Annotated in this window: 18 protein-coding genes and 1 pseudogene; 10 read left to right on the top strand and 9 right to left on the bottom strand. The window is 39.3% G+C overall.

The genetic code is table 11. The annotated features are described in order from the left end of the window. Nucleotides 1-22: 22 nt before the first annotated feature. Nucleotides 23-1,249, bottom strand: a complete 1,227-nt coding sequence (locus tag SCALIN_RS10375) for a glycosyltransferase (protein ID WP_096894431.1) — start codon at nt 1,247-1,249, stop codon at nt 23-25. Continuing rightward, a pseudogene (locus tag SCALIN_RS10370) lies at nt 1,233-1,415 on the bottom strand (WbqC family protein); the annotation flags it as partial. The gene SCALIN_RS10375 and the pseudogene SCALIN_RS10370, both read right to left, overlap by 17 nt. Nucleotides 1,416-1,935: 520 nt before the next feature. Here SCALIN_RS10370 and SCALIN_RS10365 point away from each other — a divergent pair. The 6 genes from SCALIN_RS10365 (at nt 1,936) to SCALIN_RS10340 (ending at nt 7,943) form a co-directional block, all read left to right on the top strand. Continuing rightward, nucleotides 1,936-3,702, top strand: a complete 1,767-nt coding sequence (locus SCALIN_RS10365; protein WP_096894429.1) for a menaquinone biosynthesis decarboxylase — start codon at nt 1,936-1,938, stop codon at nt 3,700-3,702. A gap of 140 nt (nt 3,703-3,842) precedes the next feature. After that, a complete protein-coding gene (locus SCALIN_RS10360; protein ID WP_096894428.1) occupies nt 3,843-4,679 on the top strand; it encodes an MYG1 family protein in 837 nt (278 codons plus the stop codon). 54 nt (nt 4,680-4,733) lie between these two features. Further along, nucleotides 4,734-5,543 (top strand): uracil-DNA glycosylase, encoded by an 810-nt coding sequence (locus SCALIN_RS10355; RefSeq protein ID WP_203415430.1) that lies wholly within the window; start codon nt 4,734-4,736, stop codon nt 5,541-5,543. Between the two features lie 114 nt (nt 5,544-5,657). After that, nucleotides 5,658-6,521: a TraB/GumN family protein gene (locus SCALIN_RS10350; protein ID WP_096894426.1), complete on the top strand. Its 864-nt coding sequence runs from the start codon at nt 5,658-5,660 to the stop codon at nt 6,519-6,521. Between the two features lie 28 nt (nt 6,522-6,549). Then, a complete protein-coding gene (locus SCALIN_RS10345; protein WP_203415429.1) occupies nt 6,550-6,858 on the top strand; it encodes a hypothetical protein in 309 nt (102 codons plus the stop codon). Nucleotides 6,859-7,355: 497 nt separating this feature from the next. Beyond that, nucleotides 7,356-7,943: a winged helix-turn-helix transcriptional regulator gene (locus SCALIN_RS10340; RefSeq protein WP_096894425.1), complete on the top strand. Its 588-nt coding sequence runs from the start codon at nt 7,356-7,358 to the stop codon at nt 7,941-7,943. 22 nt (nt 7,944-7,965) lie between these two features. On the opposite strand, the gene SCALIN_RS10335 is transcribed toward SCALIN_RS10340, so the two are convergent. Together SCALIN_RS10335 and SCALIN_RS10330 are read right to left on the bottom strand one after the other, a co-directional pair. Beyond that, a complete protein-coding gene (locus tag SCALIN_RS10335) occupies nt 7,966-9,852 on the bottom strand; it encodes a YgiQ family radical SAM protein (protein WP_096894424.1) in 1,887 nt (628 codons plus the stop codon). Between the two features lie 179 nt (nt 9,853-10,031). After that, entirely contained in the window at nt 10,032-10,454 is a 423-nt protein-coding gene (locus SCALIN_RS10330) for a Crp/Fnr family transcriptional regulator (protein WP_096894423.1), read from the bottom strand. Nucleotides 10,455-11,261: 807 nt separating this feature from the next. Between SCALIN_RS10330 and SCALIN_RS10325 the strand changes: the two genes are divergently transcribed. Continuing rightward, on the top strand, nt 11,262-11,795 hold the full coding sequence (locus SCALIN_RS10325; RefSeq protein WP_096894422.1) for a hypothetical protein: 534 nt from the start codon (nt 11,262-11,264) through the stop codon (nt 11,793-11,795). 34 nt (nt 11,796-11,829) lie between these two features. On the opposite strand, the gene SCALIN_RS10320 is transcribed toward SCALIN_RS10325, so the two are convergent. The 3 genes from SCALIN_RS10320 to SCALIN_RS10310 all read right to left on the bottom strand — a co-directional run bounded on the left by SCALIN_RS10320 (nt 11,830) and on the right by SCALIN_RS10310 (nt 15,843). After that, nucleotides 11,830-13,143 (bottom strand): ISKra4 family transposase, encoded by a 1,314-nt coding sequence (locus tag SCALIN_RS10320; RefSeq protein WP_096894570.1) that lies wholly within the window; start codon nt 13,141-13,143, stop codon nt 11,830-11,832. A gap of 125 nt (nt 13,144-13,268) precedes the next feature. Then, nucleotides 13,269-13,934: a DNA adenine methylase gene (locus SCALIN_RS10315; RefSeq protein WP_096894421.1), complete on the bottom strand. Its 666-nt coding sequence runs from the start codon at nt 13,932-13,934 to the stop codon at nt 13,269-13,271. Between the two features lie 193 nt (nt 13,935-14,127). After that, nucleotides 14,128-15,843 carry a putative Na+/H+ antiporter gene (locus SCALIN_RS10310; RefSeq protein ID WP_096894420.1) on the bottom strand — a complete coding sequence of 572 codons (1,716 nt, stop codon included), beginning with the start codon at nt 15,841-15,843 and terminating at the stop codon, nt 14,128-14,130. A gap of 738 nt (nt 15,844-16,581) precedes the next feature. On the opposite strand from SCALIN_RS10310, the gene SCALIN_RS10305 reads away from it, so the two are divergent. Then, nucleotides 16,582-18,348, top strand: coding sequence for a formate--tetrahydrofolate ligase (locus SCALIN_RS10305; protein ID WP_096894419.1), 1,767 nt, complete (start codon nt 16,582-16,584; stop codon nt 18,346-18,348). Between the two features lie 303 nt (nt 18,349-18,651). Then, entirely contained in the window at nt 18,652-19,176 is a 525-nt protein-coding gene (locus SCALIN_RS10300) for a hypothetical protein (RefSeq protein ID WP_096894418.1), read from the top strand. A gap of 682 nt (nt 19,177-19,858) precedes the next feature. On the opposite strand, the gene rpsI is transcribed toward SCALIN_RS10300, so the two are convergent. Next, entirely contained in the window at nt 19,859-20,257 is a 399-nt protein-coding gene (gene rpsI / locus SCALIN_RS10295; RefSeq protein WP_096894417.1) for a 30S ribosomal protein S9, read from the bottom strand. A 19-nt stretch (nt 20,258-20,276) separates the two neighbouring features. After that, nucleotides 20,277-20,708: a 50S ribosomal protein L13 gene (rplM, locus tag SCALIN_RS10290; RefSeq protein ID WP_096894416.1), complete on the bottom strand. Its 432-nt coding sequence runs from the start codon at nt 20,706-20,708 to the stop codon at nt 20,277-20,279. 172 nt (nt 20,709-20,880) lie between these two features. Between rplM and SCALIN_RS10285 the strand changes: the two genes are divergently transcribed. Beyond that, nucleotides 20,881-21,180 (top strand): hypothetical protein, encoded by a 300-nt coding sequence (locus SCALIN_RS10285; protein WP_096894415.1) that lies wholly within the window; start codon nt 20,881-20,883, stop codon nt 21,178-21,180. Nucleotides 21,181-21,228: the final 48 nt, after the last annotated feature.

Raw genomic sequence — 21,228 nt, 5'->3', positions numbered from 1 at the left:
AATTTCAGTTGAGAATATCTGTTTATTTGACATTTTTTGATTTTTCCGGTTTCAGCTTACTTCCATTACTATACAATCCCCATAAGTAATACTTTTGTGATGCGAATCCTAATGCTGATCTTCTGATTTCGAGTTCTGAGTATTTAACATTGTACTTCCATGTATGGTAGTTAAAGCTGATGCTTCGTGCAAAATAGAGAGATTTCAGACTGTTAATTATCTTTTTTCTATCTTCATTACTCTTTGAAATATCATATCGGTATACGAGGCTATAAAAAATCTGAGTCCATAGCAGTATAGTCAGGTCAAAAACCTCCACTTTAAACATCTCATGTACTCTTGAGAACGCGTATGGTTCCAGGAGCTCTTTGATGTCAGTCTGATATTTGCTGTATTCCGCCTGACTTTTTTCTTTAAGATCAAGAATATCAATATGCAACTCTTGTGGCTCTGCCAATTCCTTTAAACCAAAGGTATCCGGTACGAAGATATCACCATTATTTCTGGTCATCCAGACGTTTCTGTTCTGTACAAGTATCGTCAGTAAGGTTTCGATTACCTGTTCAAACATGATACCCAATTTAGGAGCACTTGCCTTATGAATCTTTGTTCCAAGTCCACTCTGGCAAATTTTAAAACCTCCAATGGCAGCATTCAGTGACATAAAAATGTCTATTCCATACTGTTTAGTACTTTCTTCCCATGGTTGCTTCAGCAGATACTTTATGAACCTTGGAGAGAATGCGAACTCTCCGCCTATCGGCTGTCGAATATCCATGGAGAGCATACCAAACATGGCAGGATAACATATGTGGTTTGTAATAGTTCCGTCAAACTGGTGCCTTGAATATAGGGGTATTACATAGTCATATCCATCAGCAATAGGCCTTCCAAGATATTCAATCCAATCTTTTGTTATTGATTTAAGGTCAGCGTCTACAAGAATAGTCACTTCTGCACCAGCCTGTTTCGAAAAATTAAATAAATTTAATACATTATTACCTTTACCTCGAATACCATGAGCTGTACTGATGTATTTCTTCTCTATACGGGTTTTTGTACCAAGAAAAGCGTCTTCAGTATTATCCGGACTATTATTATCTACATTAACTATTATGCATTTTTTTTCAGGAAAATACTCCTCAATACCTTCTCCTACGGTTTTGGTTACATAAGGAATAGTATCAGATTCATTATATGAAGGTATGCCTACAACAACGTCATATTTATTACTATGTTTTTTTCCCATAATTACCCCTTACTATTTCAAGGCCATTTTCGCCACAGTTGAACAACAGGTCAAGGGTTGACAGGTAAAGTTCAAAAGTCGCAAATAGTTGATTATATACCGGATGTTTGAAATCCTGAAAGATAACCTCAATACCTTCTTTATCAAACAGTTCCAGGCTCATGTATTTATTGCCGGAATACTATTCTAAAGAACCCCAAAGGGGTTAAATACACCAGTTCGTGGTCAGCAAAGCTACGCTTAGCGGTGCAAAACTCCACCCTGGATTGAAAAAAAGCAAACATTAAATTATAAAGTTATTATATCTCTGAACATTAGTTTTCTCTTTTTTGCGCTACTGGAATATGGCTTGTTCCAGATTGTTAATTTTATATTCAGAATTATTATATTTATATATCACATAATACATTATTAAGCTACCCGTTATTTAAAGCTACCAGTTATTTAAATACCTTGTAGATTTTTTAACGCTTTTGCCAAACAAAAAAACCCATTAAATAAATCAACTCTGTTTTTACAGTGGTTTTATTTTGTCTGATTTTATAGTATACTGTCTTGAGTATTGTTACCTTTCCAACTCATTATGGTCTGGTTTGCATATATCCGTCTGCCGGGCAGAAACGTCCACCTGGGCAGGTGGCTACTATGAAATGTAAAATGAACTTAACTTAAAAGAATTAATATCAATGAAAATATATTCACTACAGGATTTCATCAAATATCTTGACGCAAACGGCGAACTTGTTCGTATCAAAACCGAAGTGGATGCAAGATTGGAAGTTACTGAAATATCCGTCAGAGCTTTACAGCAGGGAATGCCGGCCTTGCTTTTTGAGAATGTAAAAGGAGCTAGGTTTCCACTGGCTATGAACGTTCTTGCCAGTGACAAACGTATTGAACTGGCGCTGGGCAAACACCCGGACAGGCTAGGTGAGGAGCTAATTGCGTTTATGGAAGATGCTCTGCCGCCAAATCCAAAGGTGTTTTTTAAACACCCCGGAACAACCAGACGAATTATCAGCGCCATCCCCAGGATGACATTCAGGCCCACATCTCAGGAAGTAGTCTGTCAAGCGAATCTGGATGAACTCCCGGTTATAACCAGCTGGCCGGATGACGGTGGGCCCTTTATCACCCTACCTCAGGTTTTTACTTACGACCCGCATGACGGGAAAAGAAACCTGGGAATGTATCGTATGCAGGTCTTCGACGGTCAGACGACAGGAATGCACTGGCAGATACAGAAAGGCGGTGGGTTCCATTTTTATCAGTCAAAAAAAATGGGCAGGGAATTCAAGATCGCAGTGGCATTGGGTACCGATCCCGCTTTGCTGCTGGCCACAGTCGCCGCGTTACCGGAAGGAATCGACGAAGTCATGTTCAGCGGATTTCTTCGCGGCAGAAGAACAAGGATGGTGAAAGGCAGGAGTGTGCCAATCAAGGTGCCTGCTGATGCTGAGTTTATTCTTGAAGGTACAGTCCATCCTACAGAGTTGCGCATGGAAGGTCCGTTTGGTGATCACTTTGGGCACTATTCTCATGCTTCAAAATTTCCAGTCTTTCACATAAGCAAAGTCACACATAGAAAAAATGCTATTTATCCTGCGACAGTAGTAGGCCGTCCTCCTATGGAAGACAAGTATCTGGGGAACGCGACACAACAGGTACTTGGCCCTCTTATTCGTCTGATCCATCCGGAAATCCGTGATCTCTGGGCTTATTATGAAGCAGGGTTCCATAACCTGCTGGTCGTTTCAGTGGAAGAACGTTATCAGAAAGAGGCGATGAAGACCGCCATTTCCATTATGGGTGAAGGACAACTCTCGTTAACAAAGTGTGTTGTAACGGTTTCAGAAGATGTTAATCCCCGCGACTTCAATGCCGTCCTGAAGGCAATCCGTGAAAATTTTAATCCCACATACGATTTTATCGTCATTCCCAAAGTTCCGTTGGACACCCTTGATTTCACCAGTTACAAGATGAACCAGGGAAGTAAGATGATAATGGACGCAACGAAATCAGGGGCCAAAGATAAAAAGAAGATTCCAACAAAAGCGGAAATAGGACAGTTGGCAAAGAGAATAGATAATCGAGTATTAGATTTTGAACTCCTGGGTGAGACGCTGTTAGTGGTCACGGTTAAGGACAGTGGAAGAGCCGTTGTCAGCAAATTAATAAAATCCAAAGAACTTGCCGGGCCAAAGATAATCGCGGCTGTAAGCCCAGATGTAGATATTGATAATCAGGAACAAACTATCTGGGGTATATTCACAAGATTTGACGCAGAGCGTGATATAATGTTTACCGAGCAAAAACTGGTAGGTATAAGTCCCTTGTTCAAGGGTAGGATGGGAATAGATGCTACATGGAAAAAGGGCTATCCGGCGCCACTGGTAATGACAGATGAAATAATTAATAAAGTCGATAGAAGTTGGGACAGCTACTGGAGATAGGTTAAGTTGTTTCTAAGATTAAAACAAATAGCCTGACTTACCCAGGCCTTCTCATCATCTGGTGTCTATTAGGGCAGGCAATCTGTTGATAGGGAAACCAGGCCCAGTTTTTTGATGTTATAATAAAAGGAGTGTGTATTTTGTTTTCAAAAATAGTAACTCATGGCGGCGGCCCTCATATGGACGATTTGATCTCTGTCTGCATTGTACTGGCAATGGACAAGGATGTTAAATGTGTAGAGCGTCGGCCGGTAAAACCTGAAGAGATTGCAGATCCTGCAGTCTGGGTGTTGGACCAGGGGTATGTTTATGATCCTGAAAAAAGGAATTTTGACCATCATCAATTTGCGGCAGGTACAAGAAAATGTACATTAAGCCTTATTGCTGAATATTTTGACCTCAAGAGTGATTTGGAAGAAATGGTCTGGTTTCGAGTGCTTGTGCTTGATGATACAATGGGGCCTATAAAAACTGCTGAAGAGCTTAACTGTAGCGCCACTTTGCTTAAAGGTTTGGTGAGGGGGCCGATAAACGAATTTGTCTTAGCCAGTTTCGAGCAGGTAAAGAAGCTCGAATCAGATAGTGAACTCATTAAGCTTCTCTGTGCAGTTGGTACGTACATAGTTACAGACATCAAAAACAAGAAAGAGCGTCTGGGGCTCATTCGAGAAAAAGCGGAATTTACTGAAATTAACGGTCTGAACGTACTATTTTTCATGGAAGATGTGCCTGATCCAAAGTTGAGCGTTGCCGCATATTTAAAGGAGAGAGGTAAAAATGTGGCTGTTCTGGTGGTTGCTAATATGCGGGAAAGAGGGTGGTCGCTAAGTAGGATTGGTGATCACCCCCGGGTTGACTTCAGGCGTATTAAAGGCGCGAATGACGTACTCTTCGTACATGCAAATGGTTTCGTTGCAAAGACCAGAAGGATTGAGAAACCGGCAATTATTCGTCTTTTAAAGGCTGCAATTGTGTGATTTCTTTTCCTGTATTTATATTTATACATTGTAAATTCAATATTGACATATGTCATGCCTGTGAAACCTGTCCTTGGCCCAGATCCGGGAAGGAGAATCCGGATTTTCTGGCATGGAAACTCGATATTTTCGCTCAATAGACTGCGGGAATGCCAGAGGAGGGTTAACTTTTTTTTTGAAAGATTGTTGTCAAACATGGATGGATTTTTTCAAAGCTTAAAGATTGTAAAATTAGATAATGTATTTAATCCGTGGTTTTGCCAGGACAAGGAAAATGATATTGATTCAGGTTCTCCGGCTATAAGATTGTCTCAGCTCAGGCAATATCTGTTAGAGAGGCAGGATGCGAAGTATCTTCTGGTAGGGGAGGCTTTGGGGTATCAGGGTGGACATTTTACTGGGATTGCAATGATGTCTGAACGAATCCTTCTGGGAAAGATGAGGCATAAATCGATTATGCCACGGCATGTATTCTCAGGAATAGAGCCGAGACGCACCAGCATGCCTTCTGTTAAAAAGGATGGTTTTACTGAACCCACCGCAACGATTGTATGGGAACGGTTAATAACGTCAGGGTTTGATATGAGAGACTTTATTATATGGAACGCTTTCCCGTGGCATCCCTATAAACCGGAGATAGGGATCTTGTCCAACAGAACACCTTCCGAAATTGAATTTGAAAAAGGCAAACCGGCGATGTTAGAATTACTGAAATCTGTAAATGTTTCGAAGATCATTGCTGTTGGTGAGAAGTCAAGGGTCCAGTTAAGAGAAATGGATATTGATGCTTTAATGGTAAGGCATCCTGCTAACGGTGGTGCATCAAAATTTAGAGAACAAATCATACAGGCGATCAAGAAGTAAGGAATTGTAAATTGTGATTTGAAAGCATATGAAACAGTCAGTTTGTGAATTGTCTTATACGTTTTCAAAGAAGCTGGGAGTGGCATTAGTTTGAGTAGGAGATAAAAAATATACATGAAAAAACTCATAATTGTTTTCATAGCGGTAGTATGGCTCTCTGCTACAGTATATGCTGAATCGAGTGTCTGGAAATTAGATATGGATAACAGCAGTTTTTATCTGGCAGGTTCCTGCCATGTATTAAGAAAGTCTGACTATCCGTTACCGGAGGAGTTTGAGTTGGCCTATATGGATGTTGAACAGGTAGTTTTTGAGACTGATGTTGATGCACTTGTGAATCCTGAAAATCAACTCCTGCTGATAAGCAAAGGGATGTATGTCGGAAGTGATACTCTGGAGAAAAAATTATCAAAGAAGGCGTACAGCTCTTTAGATAAGTTTTGCAGGGACAGATCCATGTCTCTCGATCTTTTTCAGAAATTTAAACCATGGATGGTTACCATGACTTTACTGGCCCTTGAACTCGAAAAGAACGGAATCTCTGCCTCAGATGGCTTAGATGTGTATTTTAGTAATAAAGCAAAAAAGGACAGGAAGCAAACGGGAGGACTGGAAGACGTTTATAGACATATCGAATTAGTTTCATTATTTGAGGAAGAGCTTGGTGAGTCAATTGTCGAGAGTTTTATTCAGGAAGTAGGGGAGGTACGGGTTATAATGGAGAACCTGATTAAATCATGGAAGGCAGGAGATGAGGACGGGATAGATGAATATTTATCAAAAAATATGCGTAAAGAATTTCCGAAATTATATAAAAGGCTTTTAACGGATCGAAACATTGGCTGGATTCCTTGTCTGGAAACTTTGATAGGCTCTGGCAAGAAAACGCTTGTAATCGTTGGTGTTGGCCACCTGGTTGGTGAAAACAGCATTATAAAGTTATTAAAGTCCAGAGGATACAAGATAAAGAAAATGTGACTGATTATTAAACTATTGTTGGAGAAATATGATGAAAAATGATACATCTGAGGATTACATAGATCCGATGTACCTCAAAAAGGCGTATAAGACATTCAGGAAGCGCCTCAGACTGACGCGGCTTGACGCCGAGTCAACACTGGGTAGTGGTGCTCTAAGTGGTGGTCAAAAATCAGGTATTGTGGCAATTCGGCCGCCAACTAACTTTCCTCAAGAGGTATGGGATAAACTTGTGAAAATGGGTAAGCTTCGTACTGAAGGAATGGGTCTCTACGAACTGGTCGAGGATCTTGGTCCTCTTGGCAAGAAAGGTTCAATCGAAATCTATGACAAGTAAGTGTTTAGCCTGCTTAATTCATTGTTTCTGGACATGAGCGTTTTCAGGAACAATGAATTGGTGTTTTTTATATTTTAGTTTGTTTGATAAATGCTTTTGGACCACTTTGATATGCCATTGCACACTATTGTGGCTACGTGAGAGCGTGTCATTGCACAATAGTGTGACGGCACAATAGTGTGCAATGACACACTATTGTGCCTGTTTTTCTGTTTCTTTTTTTACTATAAATAGAAAATAGAGAAATTATTGTTGTTTTCATAATTAATTCTACTATAATCACTTATTAGACAATATAAACGTTTAGTTGGTGTAGTGTCTGTCGTTTCTGTTTTTAGGCACATTTTTTGCTAACTATAATAAACATACTGGTAATTATGAATCGTTTTCTTGAGCACTGTTGAGGGAATGGTATAATCACAAATGCAATAAATTTGTGTGGGAAATAATTACCTATTTAATGTAATATATAAAATTTTTATATAGGGAGTGTTACGATGAAAAAAGATCATAACGATTTTCAAATACTTAAGACTGTAGAGGCGGACTCTTCTGTCTCGCAAAGAAAACTTTCTTCTCAAATGGAACTTAATGTCGCATCAGTGAATTTTGCCCTGAAGCGCTTGATCCAAAAGGGTTTTATCATGAAGGAAGGTGTAAATCCAAGGCGTGTTACATATCATATCACTCCGGAAGGATTGAGGGAGAAGACACATCTGGCGTATAAGTTCTTCGACCGAAATATTCACTATTATAAAGAGGTCAGAAGTGACATAGAAGCCCGGATTCTAAAGGCGGTTGAAGGTAGAGAAGTGAGTTTAGCGATTTATGGTGCGAGTGAGCATTCAGAGATAACGTACATGGTAATATCAAAGATGGGCTGGAATTTTCTCGGGTTTTTTCTTGAGGAGTCAAGAATTCCAGATGAAAAAATACTCGATTACAATGTTCAAGGTGTGGGAGAGCTCAAGGGCGATAATAAGTGCCTGTTGCTGCTTACCGATAAATGCCCTAAAGATATTCTGGATGATTTAGGGAAAAAGAATATCGAAACGTTGAGTGTAGTGGATTATTTTAATGATTAAAATAAAATGGTATTAGGATTTATTAATGTCTTAGTGTCTTATTGCGGGACCTTGTTTGTTGGTTTAATCCTTTTTTGTCAGGACCGAGGAGTCTTTTTAACAGGTTCGGCCTTTTAGCATTAATGAGCCTTTTTCTTATCCAATTCTGGTTTTCTTTCTTGTACCAGAAAAAGAATCGATGCTGGGTGATCTTTTCCTGCTTTGATTTTGCTGTGTAGTGTTTTTTTAAAGTGTAAGGATGGTAGTCGGAATAATACATAACGGTAGCGACGGTCATAGGGGTGGGAGTAAAATCCTGTACGTATTCTAACTTGAAGCCGAGTTCTCTGGTTTCCACTGCGAGGTTTGCCATGTCTTCTTCTCTGCAGCCGGGGTGACCTGATATAAAGTAGGGAACAAGTTGCTGATTAAGCCCGAATTTTCTGTCGATATCATCAAATTGTTTTTTGAACGCTTTAAAGTGATCAAAAAGTGGTTTTCTCATGATTTTAAGGGTATCGGCAGATGTATGTTCCGGGGCTACTTTAAGCCTTCCGGAAACATGGCGGGTTAAGAGCTGTAACAGGTAATCATCAATAGACGCATCTGCTTTTTTGTTATAACTTTTTGTCAGTAGATCATGCCGGATTCCGCTTCCGACAAATGCCTTCTTTACTTTAGGATGCGCATCTACTTTACGATAAATTGCGATTATCTGGGAATGGCTAGTGTCCAGGTTACTACAGATTACAGGATGAATACATGAAGGCGCGCTGCATTTGTCGCATATTTCCTGCACCGCGCCTTTCATTTTGTACATGTTGGCAGATGGGCCTCCGAGGTCAGAAATATATCCCTTAAAATCAGGCATATTAACTACTTGATCAACTTCATTCAAAATAGATTTTTGTGAACGACTAGCAATGAACTTTCCCTGATGTGCAGAGATAGTGCAGAAACTGCATCCTCCAAAGCATCCTCGGTGCATATTGATCGAGAATTTTATCATCTCGTAGGCGGGAATAGCGCCGCGTTTTTTGTATTTAGGATGAGGGAGTCTTGTATAAGGCAAGTCAAAGAAAGTGTCTATCTCTTTTTCAGTCATAGTTTGAAAAGGAGGGTTTATTATCAGGCTGCTCTTTGCAATATTCTGGATAATTCTATCTGCAAAAACCTTATTTGATTCCTGTTCTACCTGTTTAAAATTTGCGGCAAAGGCTTTCTTGTCTTCAACACAGTTTTGATGTGAATTAATCACTATATCTTTCCAGTTTTTGTTCTTTGGAATACCTTTACTTTGATCCCTTATATATGCTGTTTGTTTTACCATTGTCAGTTGATGAAAGGGGACCCCTTTTGACAGAAGTTTGAGGATTTCCTTGAGTGGCATTTCTCCCATTCCATATACCAGCAGGTCAGCGCCACTTGTTGTGAGAATGGAAGGAATCAGTTGATCCGACCAGTAGTCATAGTGCGTGATTCTTCTTAATGACGCCTCTATGCCCCCAATTATAACAGGAACATCAGGATAAATAGATTTTAAGATCTTTGAATATGTGTTAACTGCATAATCCGGACGAAAACCGGATTTTCCACCGGGAGTATAGGCATCTGTAGAACGAAGCCTTTTGTTTGCGGTATAATGGTTTACCATGGAGTCCATACAGCCTGCGGTTACTCCAAAGAAAAATCCGGGCTTGCCAAGTTTTTTGAAATCGCGCAAATCATCCTGCCAGTTGGGTTGAGATATAATAGCGACTCTGTATCCTTCATTTTCAATAATCCTGCCAATTACGGCAGGTCCAAATGACGGATGGTCAACATACGCATCACCGGAGATAAGGATAACATCAAGTTCGCTCCATCCACGCATTTCCACTTCCTTTTTTGTAGTAGGAAGCCATTTGGTTATATCCTGTAGTTCTTTCATGATTGAAAAATATCTAACGATAGTTCCAAGTTTATTATATACAAAATAGAATGAGAATATAGTAAGTTCTCAATAAGTAGGGAATGTATCTCATCCTCCTCCTGGCAAAAACGTTGAAGGCTTGAATTTACTCGTTATCCCAATCCCTGTCAGAATGAAGTCAGATGTTTTATGTATACTTATCCAGTTACATTAAATACTTTGGATAGTCTTGCAGTTCTCTGGATGTGGCGTTTGAGATTTGTGTCGGTGGCTTCAAGTCGATGGGCAAGTGTTTCAAGTATTTGTTTCGTAAAAATTATATTTTTTGAGAGATTGGATTCAAATGTTTCTTTATCCATAGTATGAAGCTTGCACTTTGTATGAGCTATTGCCGAGGCACTTCGTTTACTTCCGGTTATTAAAGACATCTCTCCAAAGAAATCACCTTCATCCAGTGTAGTTAAAGTGATGTCGGTATCCCCGACTTTTTTCACTATATTTACTCTTCCGGAATCAATGACATACATTTCTTTGCAATTTTCTTCATTTTCTTTAAAGATGATATCACCTTCTTTAAAGTGTATTTTCTTCCTTGTATATAACAACCCTTTTGTATCCATTATATTTAGAATAACCTCTGAACAGAAATAAAATTGAGACACTATACTTCATTTGTATAAGTAATTTGCATTTGAGCTTTTCGTGATGTTATTTTATTGATTTAACCAGAGTGTGTCAACATAGATTTACCGTTTTATCTTTAAGTGTGTAGATCCTTAGTCTGCTAAAAAAAGAAAAACTCTGGTTGTAAAAAAGGATATTTTAAGCAATTTTACCTAAACCTTTTATCTATTCTTTCGAAAATATAATAATGTGTGTCGCTTTTATTATTTTAATTGATATTTTAGTTGTTTTGCTTAGAATAACGGTAGTAAGTTACTTCGATTTAAGGTGTTGCATAAGGTTTTTATAAATCCCAACTACTAAGGGGAGCACTAAAAATTGTTGGGTGAACCTCTGTCTTAAATGGGATTTTTACAAAAGAGTGTCTTGAGGAGGCTTTATTTAAACAAAGTAAAACTGTACAGAGAGGAAGCGAAACCTGAATGTCTGCACCGAACCAGACTGATTCCTGAGGCACACTGGTTGCGAATAAAACTCCGGCACTGGCTCAAATATTAATCGATATGGGGGGGCGCTTCACAGTATCGGTTTGATATAAGCCATTGAAAAACAGTAGAAGATGAAAGAAGTATACCTTATGAATAGTGAAAAACCGGGAGAGATTGCAGAGTAGTGGTTATCAAATGCGGTAACATTTAAATCCTGTTAATAAATAAGTGTTTTTAATATTAAGAAAAATTTTCTTTATAACTTTGTTATTGTCTTTTGCCGGTTGTACTTACCGTCCATATCAGTATAGTTTTTTGCTTATAGATCCTTATGTAGAAGATCTCAAATTCGAAGATAAGGACGTTTCATTCCAATTTGTCCCCACTTCCGAACACATCTGGGTGTCTATATATAACAAGACAGAAAACAGTATATATTTTGATGCGGACAAGGCAGAATATATAGGCCCATCGGGAGAATCTAACAATATTCTATTTGGATGGAGGTACTCTTTTGAGATGTGGAATTATATATCCAACAACCGCTATATAAATCCAATAAGGGTTGGCCCAAAATCAATAAGCGAGGGGAATATATGGATAAATATTTGGCCGGGACCCGGAGGGGATTTTGGTGATGGATGGACTTCAGTTACAGGTCAAGAAATTGACTATTTGGATCATGGTATGCTTCCGGAGTACTCATATGAGGGAGATGGGAAGGTTCTTAAAGATTCTACTTTTTTTCTTATTTTGCCTATCCAGTTTGACTCTTATTTAAAAAACTATGAATTTATATTTATGATAAAAAACGTAGAAATAGAGAATGAGTCTGTCCCTGAAGGATAAAACGGTGTGGGAGTATTCCCATTTTTTTGTAAATTTATTTAACGAGTCGGAGACTTTTCCTAGATTTTTTGTTTTTAATTCTTTCTTGGTCGTCTTTTTTGTATTTTTCGATAATTTTATCGTACGTACCGTTATATTTCGCACATCTGATCTTGAGCATGTTATTAGCATTTTGGGCATACCACCAAGCTCCTGATCGTTTAAGCCTTGTATGGCTAATGAATTTATTAGCGCTTTCAATCGCACCGCTACCAATGTGATACCCTCCTCGCTTGGTGGTATCGTAATGCATCTTTTCGCAATGATTTGTAAGGTAGGTATAAAACTTATCAATTTTATCCTGAACCTCTTGAGTTTGCGCTTTCATCTTTCCAAGACCGCCAAGCACATCTTCGTGGTCGCCAAAATGTATTCTTGTCAAAGTCGCCTCGCACCACTGGCGAGACTCTCTTGTCTCTTTTCCATAATGTGCGTTACCCACACCATGTACATACTCTGAGCAATGGTAGTAGTCGAGGATTTCTTTTGCTGAGGGAAATATCTCTTTGCAACGGTTCCAAATCCAGTGAGCTCCGTCTCCTATGATTCCCAAGCGTATCTCCGCTTCGGGGATAAGACCTGCCTCCTTGATCTTCACTAGATCTTGAGCTAATTCGTGATCTTCGCAGACCTGATGCCAGCTGATTAAATGATTAATGCTTGTACCATCGATGAGATAAAGCCTAAAACCTTTAATCTCTTTCCATTCTCCTTTTCCTCTTTTCTCTTTGCGGCGGTGAGGGCTGGGCTCTGGACGCATCGGGCCGTGGGCTCCATCCAGGGCGAGCATCATAATGGGACGACGAAACTTATTCTTTGAGATGTTTTCTATCTTTTTGTGAATCTCTTCTTTAGACGGACAGATATCTAAAATCCCCACTTCCTGACCTATGGTATTCGTGGCCTCATGCATATGATGTTCGCTTAGCTTTACACCAGTTATCCTCTCGTAGGTCTCGCTGGCCGTCTCATAAGCGGTTTCGCTAGACAACCAGGCTTCAACATCCTGTATATCATACTGTTTCGAGGATCGAGACAACCCAAGGGCTTCATCTAATGGATAATTTCCAAAACTGCACGCTCTGCAATAAAAATAAGGTCTCTCCAATTCAAATTGACCCGCAAGGGTCTGGATTGTCCTGGATAATTTGTCGTGCCTTTGCATGCTTTTGCCGCAATCGGGGCAGTCACAATTTTGCTGATTCAATAAATGACCGAACTTCCTCTTTATCAATCCAAGGATCATCTGACCCAATATTTCGGATCTTTCCTGAAAAACAGCTTTTGAGATTTCTCCTAAATCTTCCATTGGGTACTCTCGCTCAATCTTGTCAAGTCGCTTGTCCAAAAAGTCATAAAATAAAGTTCTCCAGTTCTCTGATGACTCTGCTTTTCTCGCCGCAAAACCCAAAAATATCTCCTCTTAAAATATTTCTATTGTTCCCTGACTATATCCATCGCAGAGAGTAACGCCTGGCGCTCTAATATTGGCATTGATTGAAGTCTCGCCGTCCACCTTTGTGTTTTTCTCTTTATCCGTTCTCGTTCACGAAAGTTATTGCCAAGATAACGATATTCATGTAGTTCCACCGGAATATTATAGTTCATCCATAGCCACTCTGTCGCCACACCATGGTGACAGGCCGCCTGATAACTATGTGTATGCCATCCCTTCAAAGACTCTCTGTATAAAAGCGACTCATAACCGGATATCATCACCATGCAGGGAAGTGATTTCAATAATTCCAAAAGTACCGTGTGGTCTTTATGGCTATATTCATATTTATAGAGCCGACCACTCTTCCTTCTTGTCTCGCGAAGGTACGGTGGGTCGCAATATATCAGCTCGTTGCCAGTGAAAGGATAATCATTCAGATAATTAATTGCGTCATCATGGACCAATTCAAAACCTGGTGGTTTAACATTCGTCCACATTTCAACAACATCCTGGTCTAATTCTATCCCAATATTACTTCTGGCAGGACGTTTGTTCCGCATAACTGCGCCACCGCCCAAATGTGTCTCTATGTAGACATCATGGGGTGGCATAAGATTGATTAACTTTTGGAATACTCCTCCTTTGCCTCCTGGATAATTCATAAAAGCAGTATCGCTGAAAAGAAAGAGGATGTCAAGATGTTTTTTTATATTTTACAAAATAATGGGAATACTCCCAACGGTGTAGACTTACAAAATTAACTGGTTACATGTGCGGGACACCTCAAATGCTGTCACATATGAAATGTCAAGGTTGATCCTAATGAAACAGATAAATGTTACTGGTCTGAGTTTTTTATCCTATCAACATAAAGACTAGTCCCATAATTATAGTTGGTACAAAAGCACCTGCCAGAAGCCATATTGGAGAAACGCCATCGGGAAAGAATTTCTGGAGAATAGACTGCCCTGCCGGGTTCGGTGCATTGGCGATAACAGTTAATCCTCCACCGCTAACGGCGCCGGCGACTACTGCATACTTCATACTGTCATTAAAGTCAGGGACCAGCGAGCTTAAGTATGTAATTGCTGCATTGTCATTTATGGCGGTTAATACGGTTGCACCCAGCATGAGGGGGACTTCACTTAAACTTCCCAGAACAGGGGCAATCCACCATTGCTGTAATCCTCCGTGAATTACCAGCCCTGCCAGGAAAAATCCTACCAGTAATGCCGGTTTTAAATCAGTACGGTTTTGATGATGTTTAGTAGCCTTGGCAAACCCGAGGTAGCAGAGGAAGCCGGCAAGAAATAGCGGCGGATAGTGAGCAAAAAAGACGGTCCAAGTCATAAAAAAAATATGGGCTATTGTTACTCCAACAGGAACACCATCGTCTCTTATGTCCCAATCAATTTCCACCTTTTGATTGGATTCTTCAGCATTTTTCCATTTTCCCATCTTTTTAAGATCAGATTTGAATATTATGTAATAAAGTAGATTGGCACAAGCGATTCCGATTAAGGCCTTATATCCAAAATTTGTAAACATGAAGGCAAGGTCCCAGTGCCATTTTTCTGCAACCATTAAAACCGGTGGTGCGGCAAAATGAGTAATGGTACCACCTACTGATATATTAACAAATAGCAAGCCAATAGTTGCATAAGCAAGCTTGTTGCCAGGCTTTTTTGAGTAAAACTGTTTGGCAAGGATAAGTGCTGATACTGTCATTGCTCCTGGTTCTGTAATGAAAGACCCAAGGATAGGGCCAACAGTTAAAACGGTGAACCATACAGCGGCAGTCGTTCCTCCGCCTAAGCCGGCAATCATGATAATTGTCTTTTCTGCAAGCCTGACAATAGGTCTGGTGGATGCAAGTGTCATAATCACTACTACAAAAATAGGTTCGGTATAATTTGCATTTGTAAAATAGTGGATAGAATTTTCCATTCCATAATTAATTGCAATTATCCAGAAAACAGGAATGACCCAGATCCCAAATATGACTTCTACTTCACCAAGAAAATGAAGAAGTTCAGAAATAAAACTTACTTCTTCAACAACTTCGCCTGTGTATTTATCACCATTCTTTTGTTTTATTATCTCTTCCCTGTGTCTCTTCTCAATTTTTTTGGCAAGTTTCGTAAACTTACCTGCAAAAAATGTATGTAAAACTCCCAGGAAGAATAAAACAGAAACAACCAGGTTTAGTGGATTGACCTTGATCCTGTGTTTTAAAATATCTCCAAGTTTAGTCAAATGTCCATCATGATAGCTTTCGAGTTTCATAGGAAAAGATGTTTTAATAGCATGAGGGCTATGTATATTATCCCCGACTGCTGATGCTATTGTGATGCGATCAAGGGGATTGGTGATAATTCTATACTTTAAAATATTACTAAGTGCCGTCAAGTGGTCATCATGATAATTTTCAAGTTTTATGGAGAAATCAGTTACAATTCTACGATCATTTTTGCTAACTTCCGAAGCTATTGAAACACCAGGTAAAAGTAAGGTAATTGTAAATAGCAGAAAAATTGCAACTCGTATCGTCTGTGGTCTGGTTTTTTTCAATGTGAATTGTGGATATCAATTAGAATTAGAAATATGTGTGCATGTCTTAACGTTTTTTCGTCTTCTTTTAGATTCATCAAACCTGTTTATATTATTGTCTTTTGGATAAAATTATAAAAACAATGAACTTCCATAAGAAAATTGTACAATTGAGTAAGAGCAAAAAATGGTCCAAATTGAATTTTTTTTTAATGATATTTATTACGTTTCTGTAAGTCTATGTAGTTAGATAACAAACATAAAGATGTAAATGGATTGTTATATTACAAGAAATTTATCCAAAGAGTTTAATGTCTAATAATTGTACAATAATTCTACTGTGAATAGTGGGCTTTCAGGAAAAATAATTAATCACTTTTTAATTATATTAAAGTGTGCCATAAGCTAATGTTAGAATCGACTCGATTCGTTTTCATCCTCTGGTTCGTAATATCACCATGGGTTATGTTGGAAGTATTATTGCCTTGTAGATAGTTATCATTAGTCTGCGGTAAGTTTTATGCAATTTTCAATACCTCGTAAATGTCGTGTAATATATATATTTCTTGACCCTGGAAATTTTATCAATATAATTGAAAGGTTTATTGTCTTTGCAGTTGCAAATGTTGACATTTTCGTCGTATTTTGAAAAATGATAACAATAATTTATTGCGTTTAGTTAATAAATGTTAGTTTGTTGTATAATTTGCAGAATGTATTAGTTTATTAGTTTATAATCTAAAAGGAGGGTAAATTATTATGGCATTGGATCCGACCAAACATGCGGATTGGGAAATAGCGGAAGATTCTGAAGCCGGGATGAAGACTGTTTATCAGTTAGCTGAGCAGCTGGGTATTGAGAAGGATGAACTGCTTCCTCACGGGCACTATGTGGCAAAAATTGATTTTAACAAGGCAATTAAGCGGCTGGAAAGTAAACCGGATGGGAAATATGTAGATGTGACTGCAATCACCCCGACTCCTCTGGGTGAAGGAAAGTCTACTACCACTATGGGTCTGGTACAGGGTTTGGGAAAAAGAGGCAAAAATGTTATAGGCGCTATTCGTCAACCTTCAGGCGGACCTACTATGAATATTAAGGGTTCTGCCGCTGGTGGCGGGCTTTCTCAATGTATCCCGCTAACTCCTTTTTCTCTGGGACTGACAGGGGATATTAACGCGATAATGAACGCGCATAACCTGGGCATGGTGGCGCTTACATCCAGGATACAGCATGAGTTTAACTATAACGACGAACAGCTTGCAAAACGGAATCTGAAACGTCTTAATATTGATCCATATAATATTAATTTCAAGTGGATTATAGATTTTTGTGCACAGGCGCTCAGGGATATCACTATCGGTATAGGCGGAAAGATGGATGGGTTTATGATGCAGTCAGGGTTTGCCATTGCTGTATCTTCCGAGATTATGGCTATACTCTCAGTTGCAAAAGATCTGAAGGATATGCGTGAGAGGATGAGTAAAATAGTGCTGGCTTACGATAAATCAGGCAAACCTGTTACAACTGCCGATATAGAAGTTGATGGTGCTATGACTGCGTGGATGGTTGAAGCGCTTAATCCAAACCTGATGCAGACCATTGAAGGCCAGCCGGTATTAGTCCATGCAGGGCCATTTGCCAATATTGCCATTGGCCAATCCTCGATTGTAGCAGACAGGCTTGGGCTGAAGTTGGGTGATTATAATGTAACTGAATCCGGTTTTGGAGCAGATATAGGATTTGAAAAATTCTGGAACCTGAAATGCCGTTTCTCAGGAAACAAGCCTCATGCAGCGGTTCTTGTTGCCACTATCAGGGCGCTTAAAAGCCATGGTGGTGCTCCGATTCCTGTTCCTGGACATCCTCTGGACCCAGTTTACAAGGAAGAGAACGTTGAATTTGCTGTGAAAGGGGCGGAAACGAATCTACTCCACCTTATTAATGTGGTAAAGAAGGCTGGTATAAACCCTGTGGTCTGTATAAATCACTTCTATACCGATACGGATAATGAGGTAAATGCGGTACGAAAGGTGGTAGAAGATGCCGGAGCACGTGTTGCTCTCTCCAAGCATTGGGAAAAAGGAGGAGAAGGGGCACTGGAACTGGCTGATGCCGTGGTAGATGCATGTAACGATGAGAACAACTTCAAGTTTCTCTATGAGCTGGAAACCCCATTGAGCGAGCGTATAAATATGATTGCCACAGAGGTTTACGGTGCTGATGGAGTGGACTACTCTCCGACTGCTCAGGCAAAGATCAAGGCGATGGACGTTGATCCGGAAGTTTCCAAGCTTGGAATATGTATGGCTAAGACACATCTTTCCCTCACGGATAACCCAATGCTCAAGGGTGCTCCGAAGGGTTGGAGATTGAATATCCAGGAGGTGCTAACGTTCAAAGGGGCCGGGTTTGTGGTACCATTTGCCGGTACAGTGAAACTCATGCCGGGTACCTGCTCAGACCCTGCTTACAGACGTGTGGATGTTGATGTGGAAACCGGCAGGGTTAAGGGACTTTTCTAGATTGAACAGTTTGTATTTGATTAATAAGCGGTATTAAGTTAGCTGTTAATAGCAAGGGGCTACATTTTGTCTATGACAAAATGTAGCCTTTCTTGTAAAATGGGTTATAAGGGTATTTGTAAAGTATTATTAACAATGGATATATTTCTGGTAACTATATGATAAATGTATTTACCATGGCAGTATCCAATGTTCCGGCATATCTTTGTTACAGGAGATAATGATAAACTCTCCTGTTCTTCGTGTGTTCGCAACGCATAATTAACAAACATATTATTTTAGTAGGAAGGATTTATTTACATCATGGAAATACATAGCAATAAATTTACGAGAAATATTTTGAAGTTTTCAATAATTGGTTTAATCTTTGTCCTGTCTTGTGGAAAGGTAGAGGAGCAGATAGTCGGGAATGATAGTGATGAAAATGCTCAATGGTACACTAAACTTGGATTTAAAGAACATATGAAACAGATAAAGAGCGATACAACTCTACTTACACGTAAAATGGGTGAAGGTGATTGGGCTGATGCTGAGGCTTTGTGTGCTAATATAGAGAAATCTTTTGGTGCGCTGGATCTATCCAGTGATGAAATCCCGGAAGACTTTTTTGAGCTTCAAGAGATGTTTAAAGATCAGCTGGCAAGGATTACTAAAACGTGTAAGGAGAAAGATTTTGATGGAACTGTTCCGCGATTAAGAGCGTTAAAACAATCCTGCAGTCATTGCCACCGTGTTCTCCGTAAAGAATTTGACAGGATGAATGTGGCGACCGATTATGATGTGGCAGTGGACAAGATATATAAAGACAAAAATACTGGTGGCAATTGAAGGAAAAGTTGTAAAAATACTGGTTGTGGTTGGTATGGGATTTATTGTGTCAATTCTTCTTGACAATGTAATTTTTCAGGCAAGCCTATGACATGTCTTATATTATTTTGCGGTATCCGAATGTTTTACTGCCCCAGACAATTTCTTCATGGGCGGAGCCGGTTTTACAGAGTAGGTGTTTGATGGCAAGCTTCAAACTATATTCGGTGATTGACGAAAACAAGGGGCTATGTCTATTCTGATGACATTGTCCAGGATCTGGAGTGTTTCTTCTTGCATCTGCTCAATCTGTTGCCAACTTTCGAGTTAACGAAAAACCTGGCAATGGTGAATTCCTCATCCTGGACATTGGCCGCCGCTTTGTGGCTGCCAATATAATAGGTGTAAATATATGGAGGCGATTTTTTACAAGCAGATTTGAGTGGGAAATTTTGTAATCTCGGTTGGGGGCAAAGAAGTAGAGTAGTAGATGTAGAATCCATTGAGGCTGTTAGTTGGTGCTTTCGGCTATTGCATAAAGCCCGTATACTGTGAGGAGCGTTAATTAGAGGGGGCCCGCCGTGTCAGCAATAAAATGGTTGGATGCTCTATAACGTGGAACTAAATGAATATTTAAAGCTGACAACTAAGTTCTATTAGAAAACAAATTGGCTACTATCTTTAAATAAAAATAAATAAGCTGTTATCTTTTTGTCCACTGGAAGCTTGCTCTTGCACCTTTCTTGCCGTATTTTTTCCGCTCTTTCATCCTGCTGTCTCGCGTCAAGAGACTGGCACCCCTCAGGCTCTCTGCAAGTTCCTGATCTGCTTTAAAAAGAGCTCTTGATATGCCCAGCGAAATTGCTCCGGCCTGACCTGTTAAGCCTCCGCCCTGGACATTTATGAAAACATCATATTGCCCGTCTGTTTTTGTGGTTTTTAATGGTTGTTGGGCTACAAATTGATCACGATCCCTGCCAAAGTAATCACTCAGTTCTCTACGGTTTACAATAAATTTTCCGGTACCTTTTCTTATTCTGGCCCTTGCCACAGAAGTTTTGCGTCTGCCAGTGCCCCAAATGAATTTTGTTTCGTCAGTCATTTTGTTTCCTTATAGTAATTTAAATTTCCAGAATTTTTGGCTGCTGGGCCTCGTGAGAATGGTCAGGGCCGGCATAAACCTTTAATTTTTTTAACATGGCACTTCCGAGCTTTGTTTTTGGTAACATTCTTTTTACTGCTAAATTTACTATTCTATCAGGATGTTTTTCCATCCATTTTTTTATAGGATGCTCCTTGAACCCTCCGGGGTAACCTGAATGAGTGTAATAAACCTTATCATTCATTTTGTTACCTGTTAATTTTATTTTCTTCGCATTGGTTACAATAACAAAATCACCGGTGTCAACATGCGGTGTGTATATAGGCTTTGTTTTTCCCTGAAGTATCATGGCAATTCGACTTGCCATTCTTCCCAGGACTTTATCTGTGGCATCAATAACATGCCAATCTCTTTGTAGGTCTTCTTTCTTTGCTAGAAAAGTTTTAGTCATGGTTATAAGTTAAATGTCAAAAAATTGATTATGAAAGTATTAATACTGTTTCTTTTATCTAAAGAATTTAAACATTATGATATATCACACGAGCAGGTGTCTGTCAATGTTTTTATTTGATTTAATCAATAAAGTTATTAAAATAACACTTTAAAAAAGGAGGGAGTGTATTTTGCAAAAAATTGATATCTTTTTTCTGTCTTTAAAACATCAGATATGGCGAAGGTTTTATTACTTCTTTAACAAAAAAGAAGTAGCTCATTCAGTAGAGACAAGAAAAGGAGAGTGTAAACGATGTGGCGGTTGCTGCCATACTTCAATACGATGCCCCAGCCTCTTGTTTGACGAAAGTGGCTATGCAATATGTAAAGAACATGATCGCAGGCCTCATATGTGTAAGTTATATCCATTCAGCGTGAGAGATCACTTTTCACATCTTAAGGATAAATGCGGGTTCTGGTATGATGATTAATTTGTCCGGTTATCAAGTATTTTTCAGCTTTACTTTTTATCAATATGA

Origin of the sequence: Candidatus Scalindua japonica, assembly GCF_002443295.1 — a bacterium.
Lineage (GTDB): Bacteria > Planctomycetota > Brocadiia > Brocadiales > Scalinduaceae > Scalindua > Scalindua japonica.
Note: the sequence above shows the minus strand (reverse complement) of the source record. Positions and strands in the feature narration are given on the sequence as shown.

What these genes read in the sequence shown, in the direction of transcription:
- SCALIN_RS10375 (WP_096894431.1), bottom strand. Translation starts at nt 1,249, where the DNA reads ATGGGAAAAAAACATAGTAATAAATATGACGTTGTTGTAGGCATACCT.
- SCALIN_RS10365 (WP_096894429.1), top strand. Translation starts at nt 1,936, where the DNA reads ATGAAAATATATTCACTACAGGATTTCATCAAATATCTTGACGCAAAC.
- SCALIN_RS10355 (WP_203415430.1), top strand. Translation starts at nt 4,734, where the DNA reads ATGCCTGTGAAACCTGTCCTTGGCCCAGATCCGGGAAGGAGAATCCGG.
- SCALIN_RS10350 (WP_096894426.1), top strand. Translation starts at nt 5,658, where the DNA reads ATGAAAAAACTCATAATTGTTTTCATAGCGGTAGTATGGCTCTCTGCT.
- SCALIN_RS10345 (WP_203415429.1), top strand. Translation starts at nt 6,550, where the DNA reads ATGATGAAAAATGATACATCTGAGGATTACATAGATCCGATGTACCTC.
- SCALIN_RS10340 (WP_096894425.1), top strand. Translation starts at nt 7,356, where the DNA reads ATGAAAAAAGATCATAACGATTTTCAAATACTTAAGACTGTAGAGGCG.
- SCALIN_RS10335 (WP_096894424.1), bottom strand. Translation starts at nt 9,852, where the DNA reads ATGAAAGAACTACAGGATATAACCAAATGGCTTCCTACTACAAAAAAG.
- SCALIN_RS10330 (WP_096894423.1), bottom strand. Translation starts at nt 10,454, where the DNA reads ATGGATACAAAAGGGTTGTTATATACAAGGAAGAAAATACACTTTAAA.
- SCALIN_RS10320 (WP_096894570.1), bottom strand. Translation starts at nt 13,143, where the DNA reads ATGGAAGATTTAGGAGAAATCTCAAAAGCTGTTTTTCAGGAAAGATCC.
- SCALIN_RS10315 (WP_096894421.1), bottom strand. Translation starts at nt 13,934, where the DNA reads ATGAATTATCCAGGAGGCAAAGGAGGAGTATTCCAAAAGTTAATCAAT.
- SCALIN_RS10305 (WP_096894419.1), top strand. Translation starts at nt 16,582, where the DNA reads ATGGCATTGGATCCGACCAAACATGCGGATTGGGAAATAGCGGAAGAT.
- SCALIN_RS10300 (WP_096894418.1), top strand. Translation starts at nt 18,652, where the DNA reads ATGGAAATACATAGCAATAAATTTACGAGAAATATTTTGAAGTTTTCA.
- rpsI (WP_096894417.1), bottom strand. Translation starts at nt 20,257, where the DNA reads ATGACTGACGAAACAAAATTCATTTGGGGCACTGGCAGACGCAAAACT.
- rplM (WP_096894416.1), bottom strand. Translation starts at nt 20,708, where the DNA reads ATGACTAAAACTTTTCTAGCAAAGAAAGAAGACCTACAAAGAGATTGG.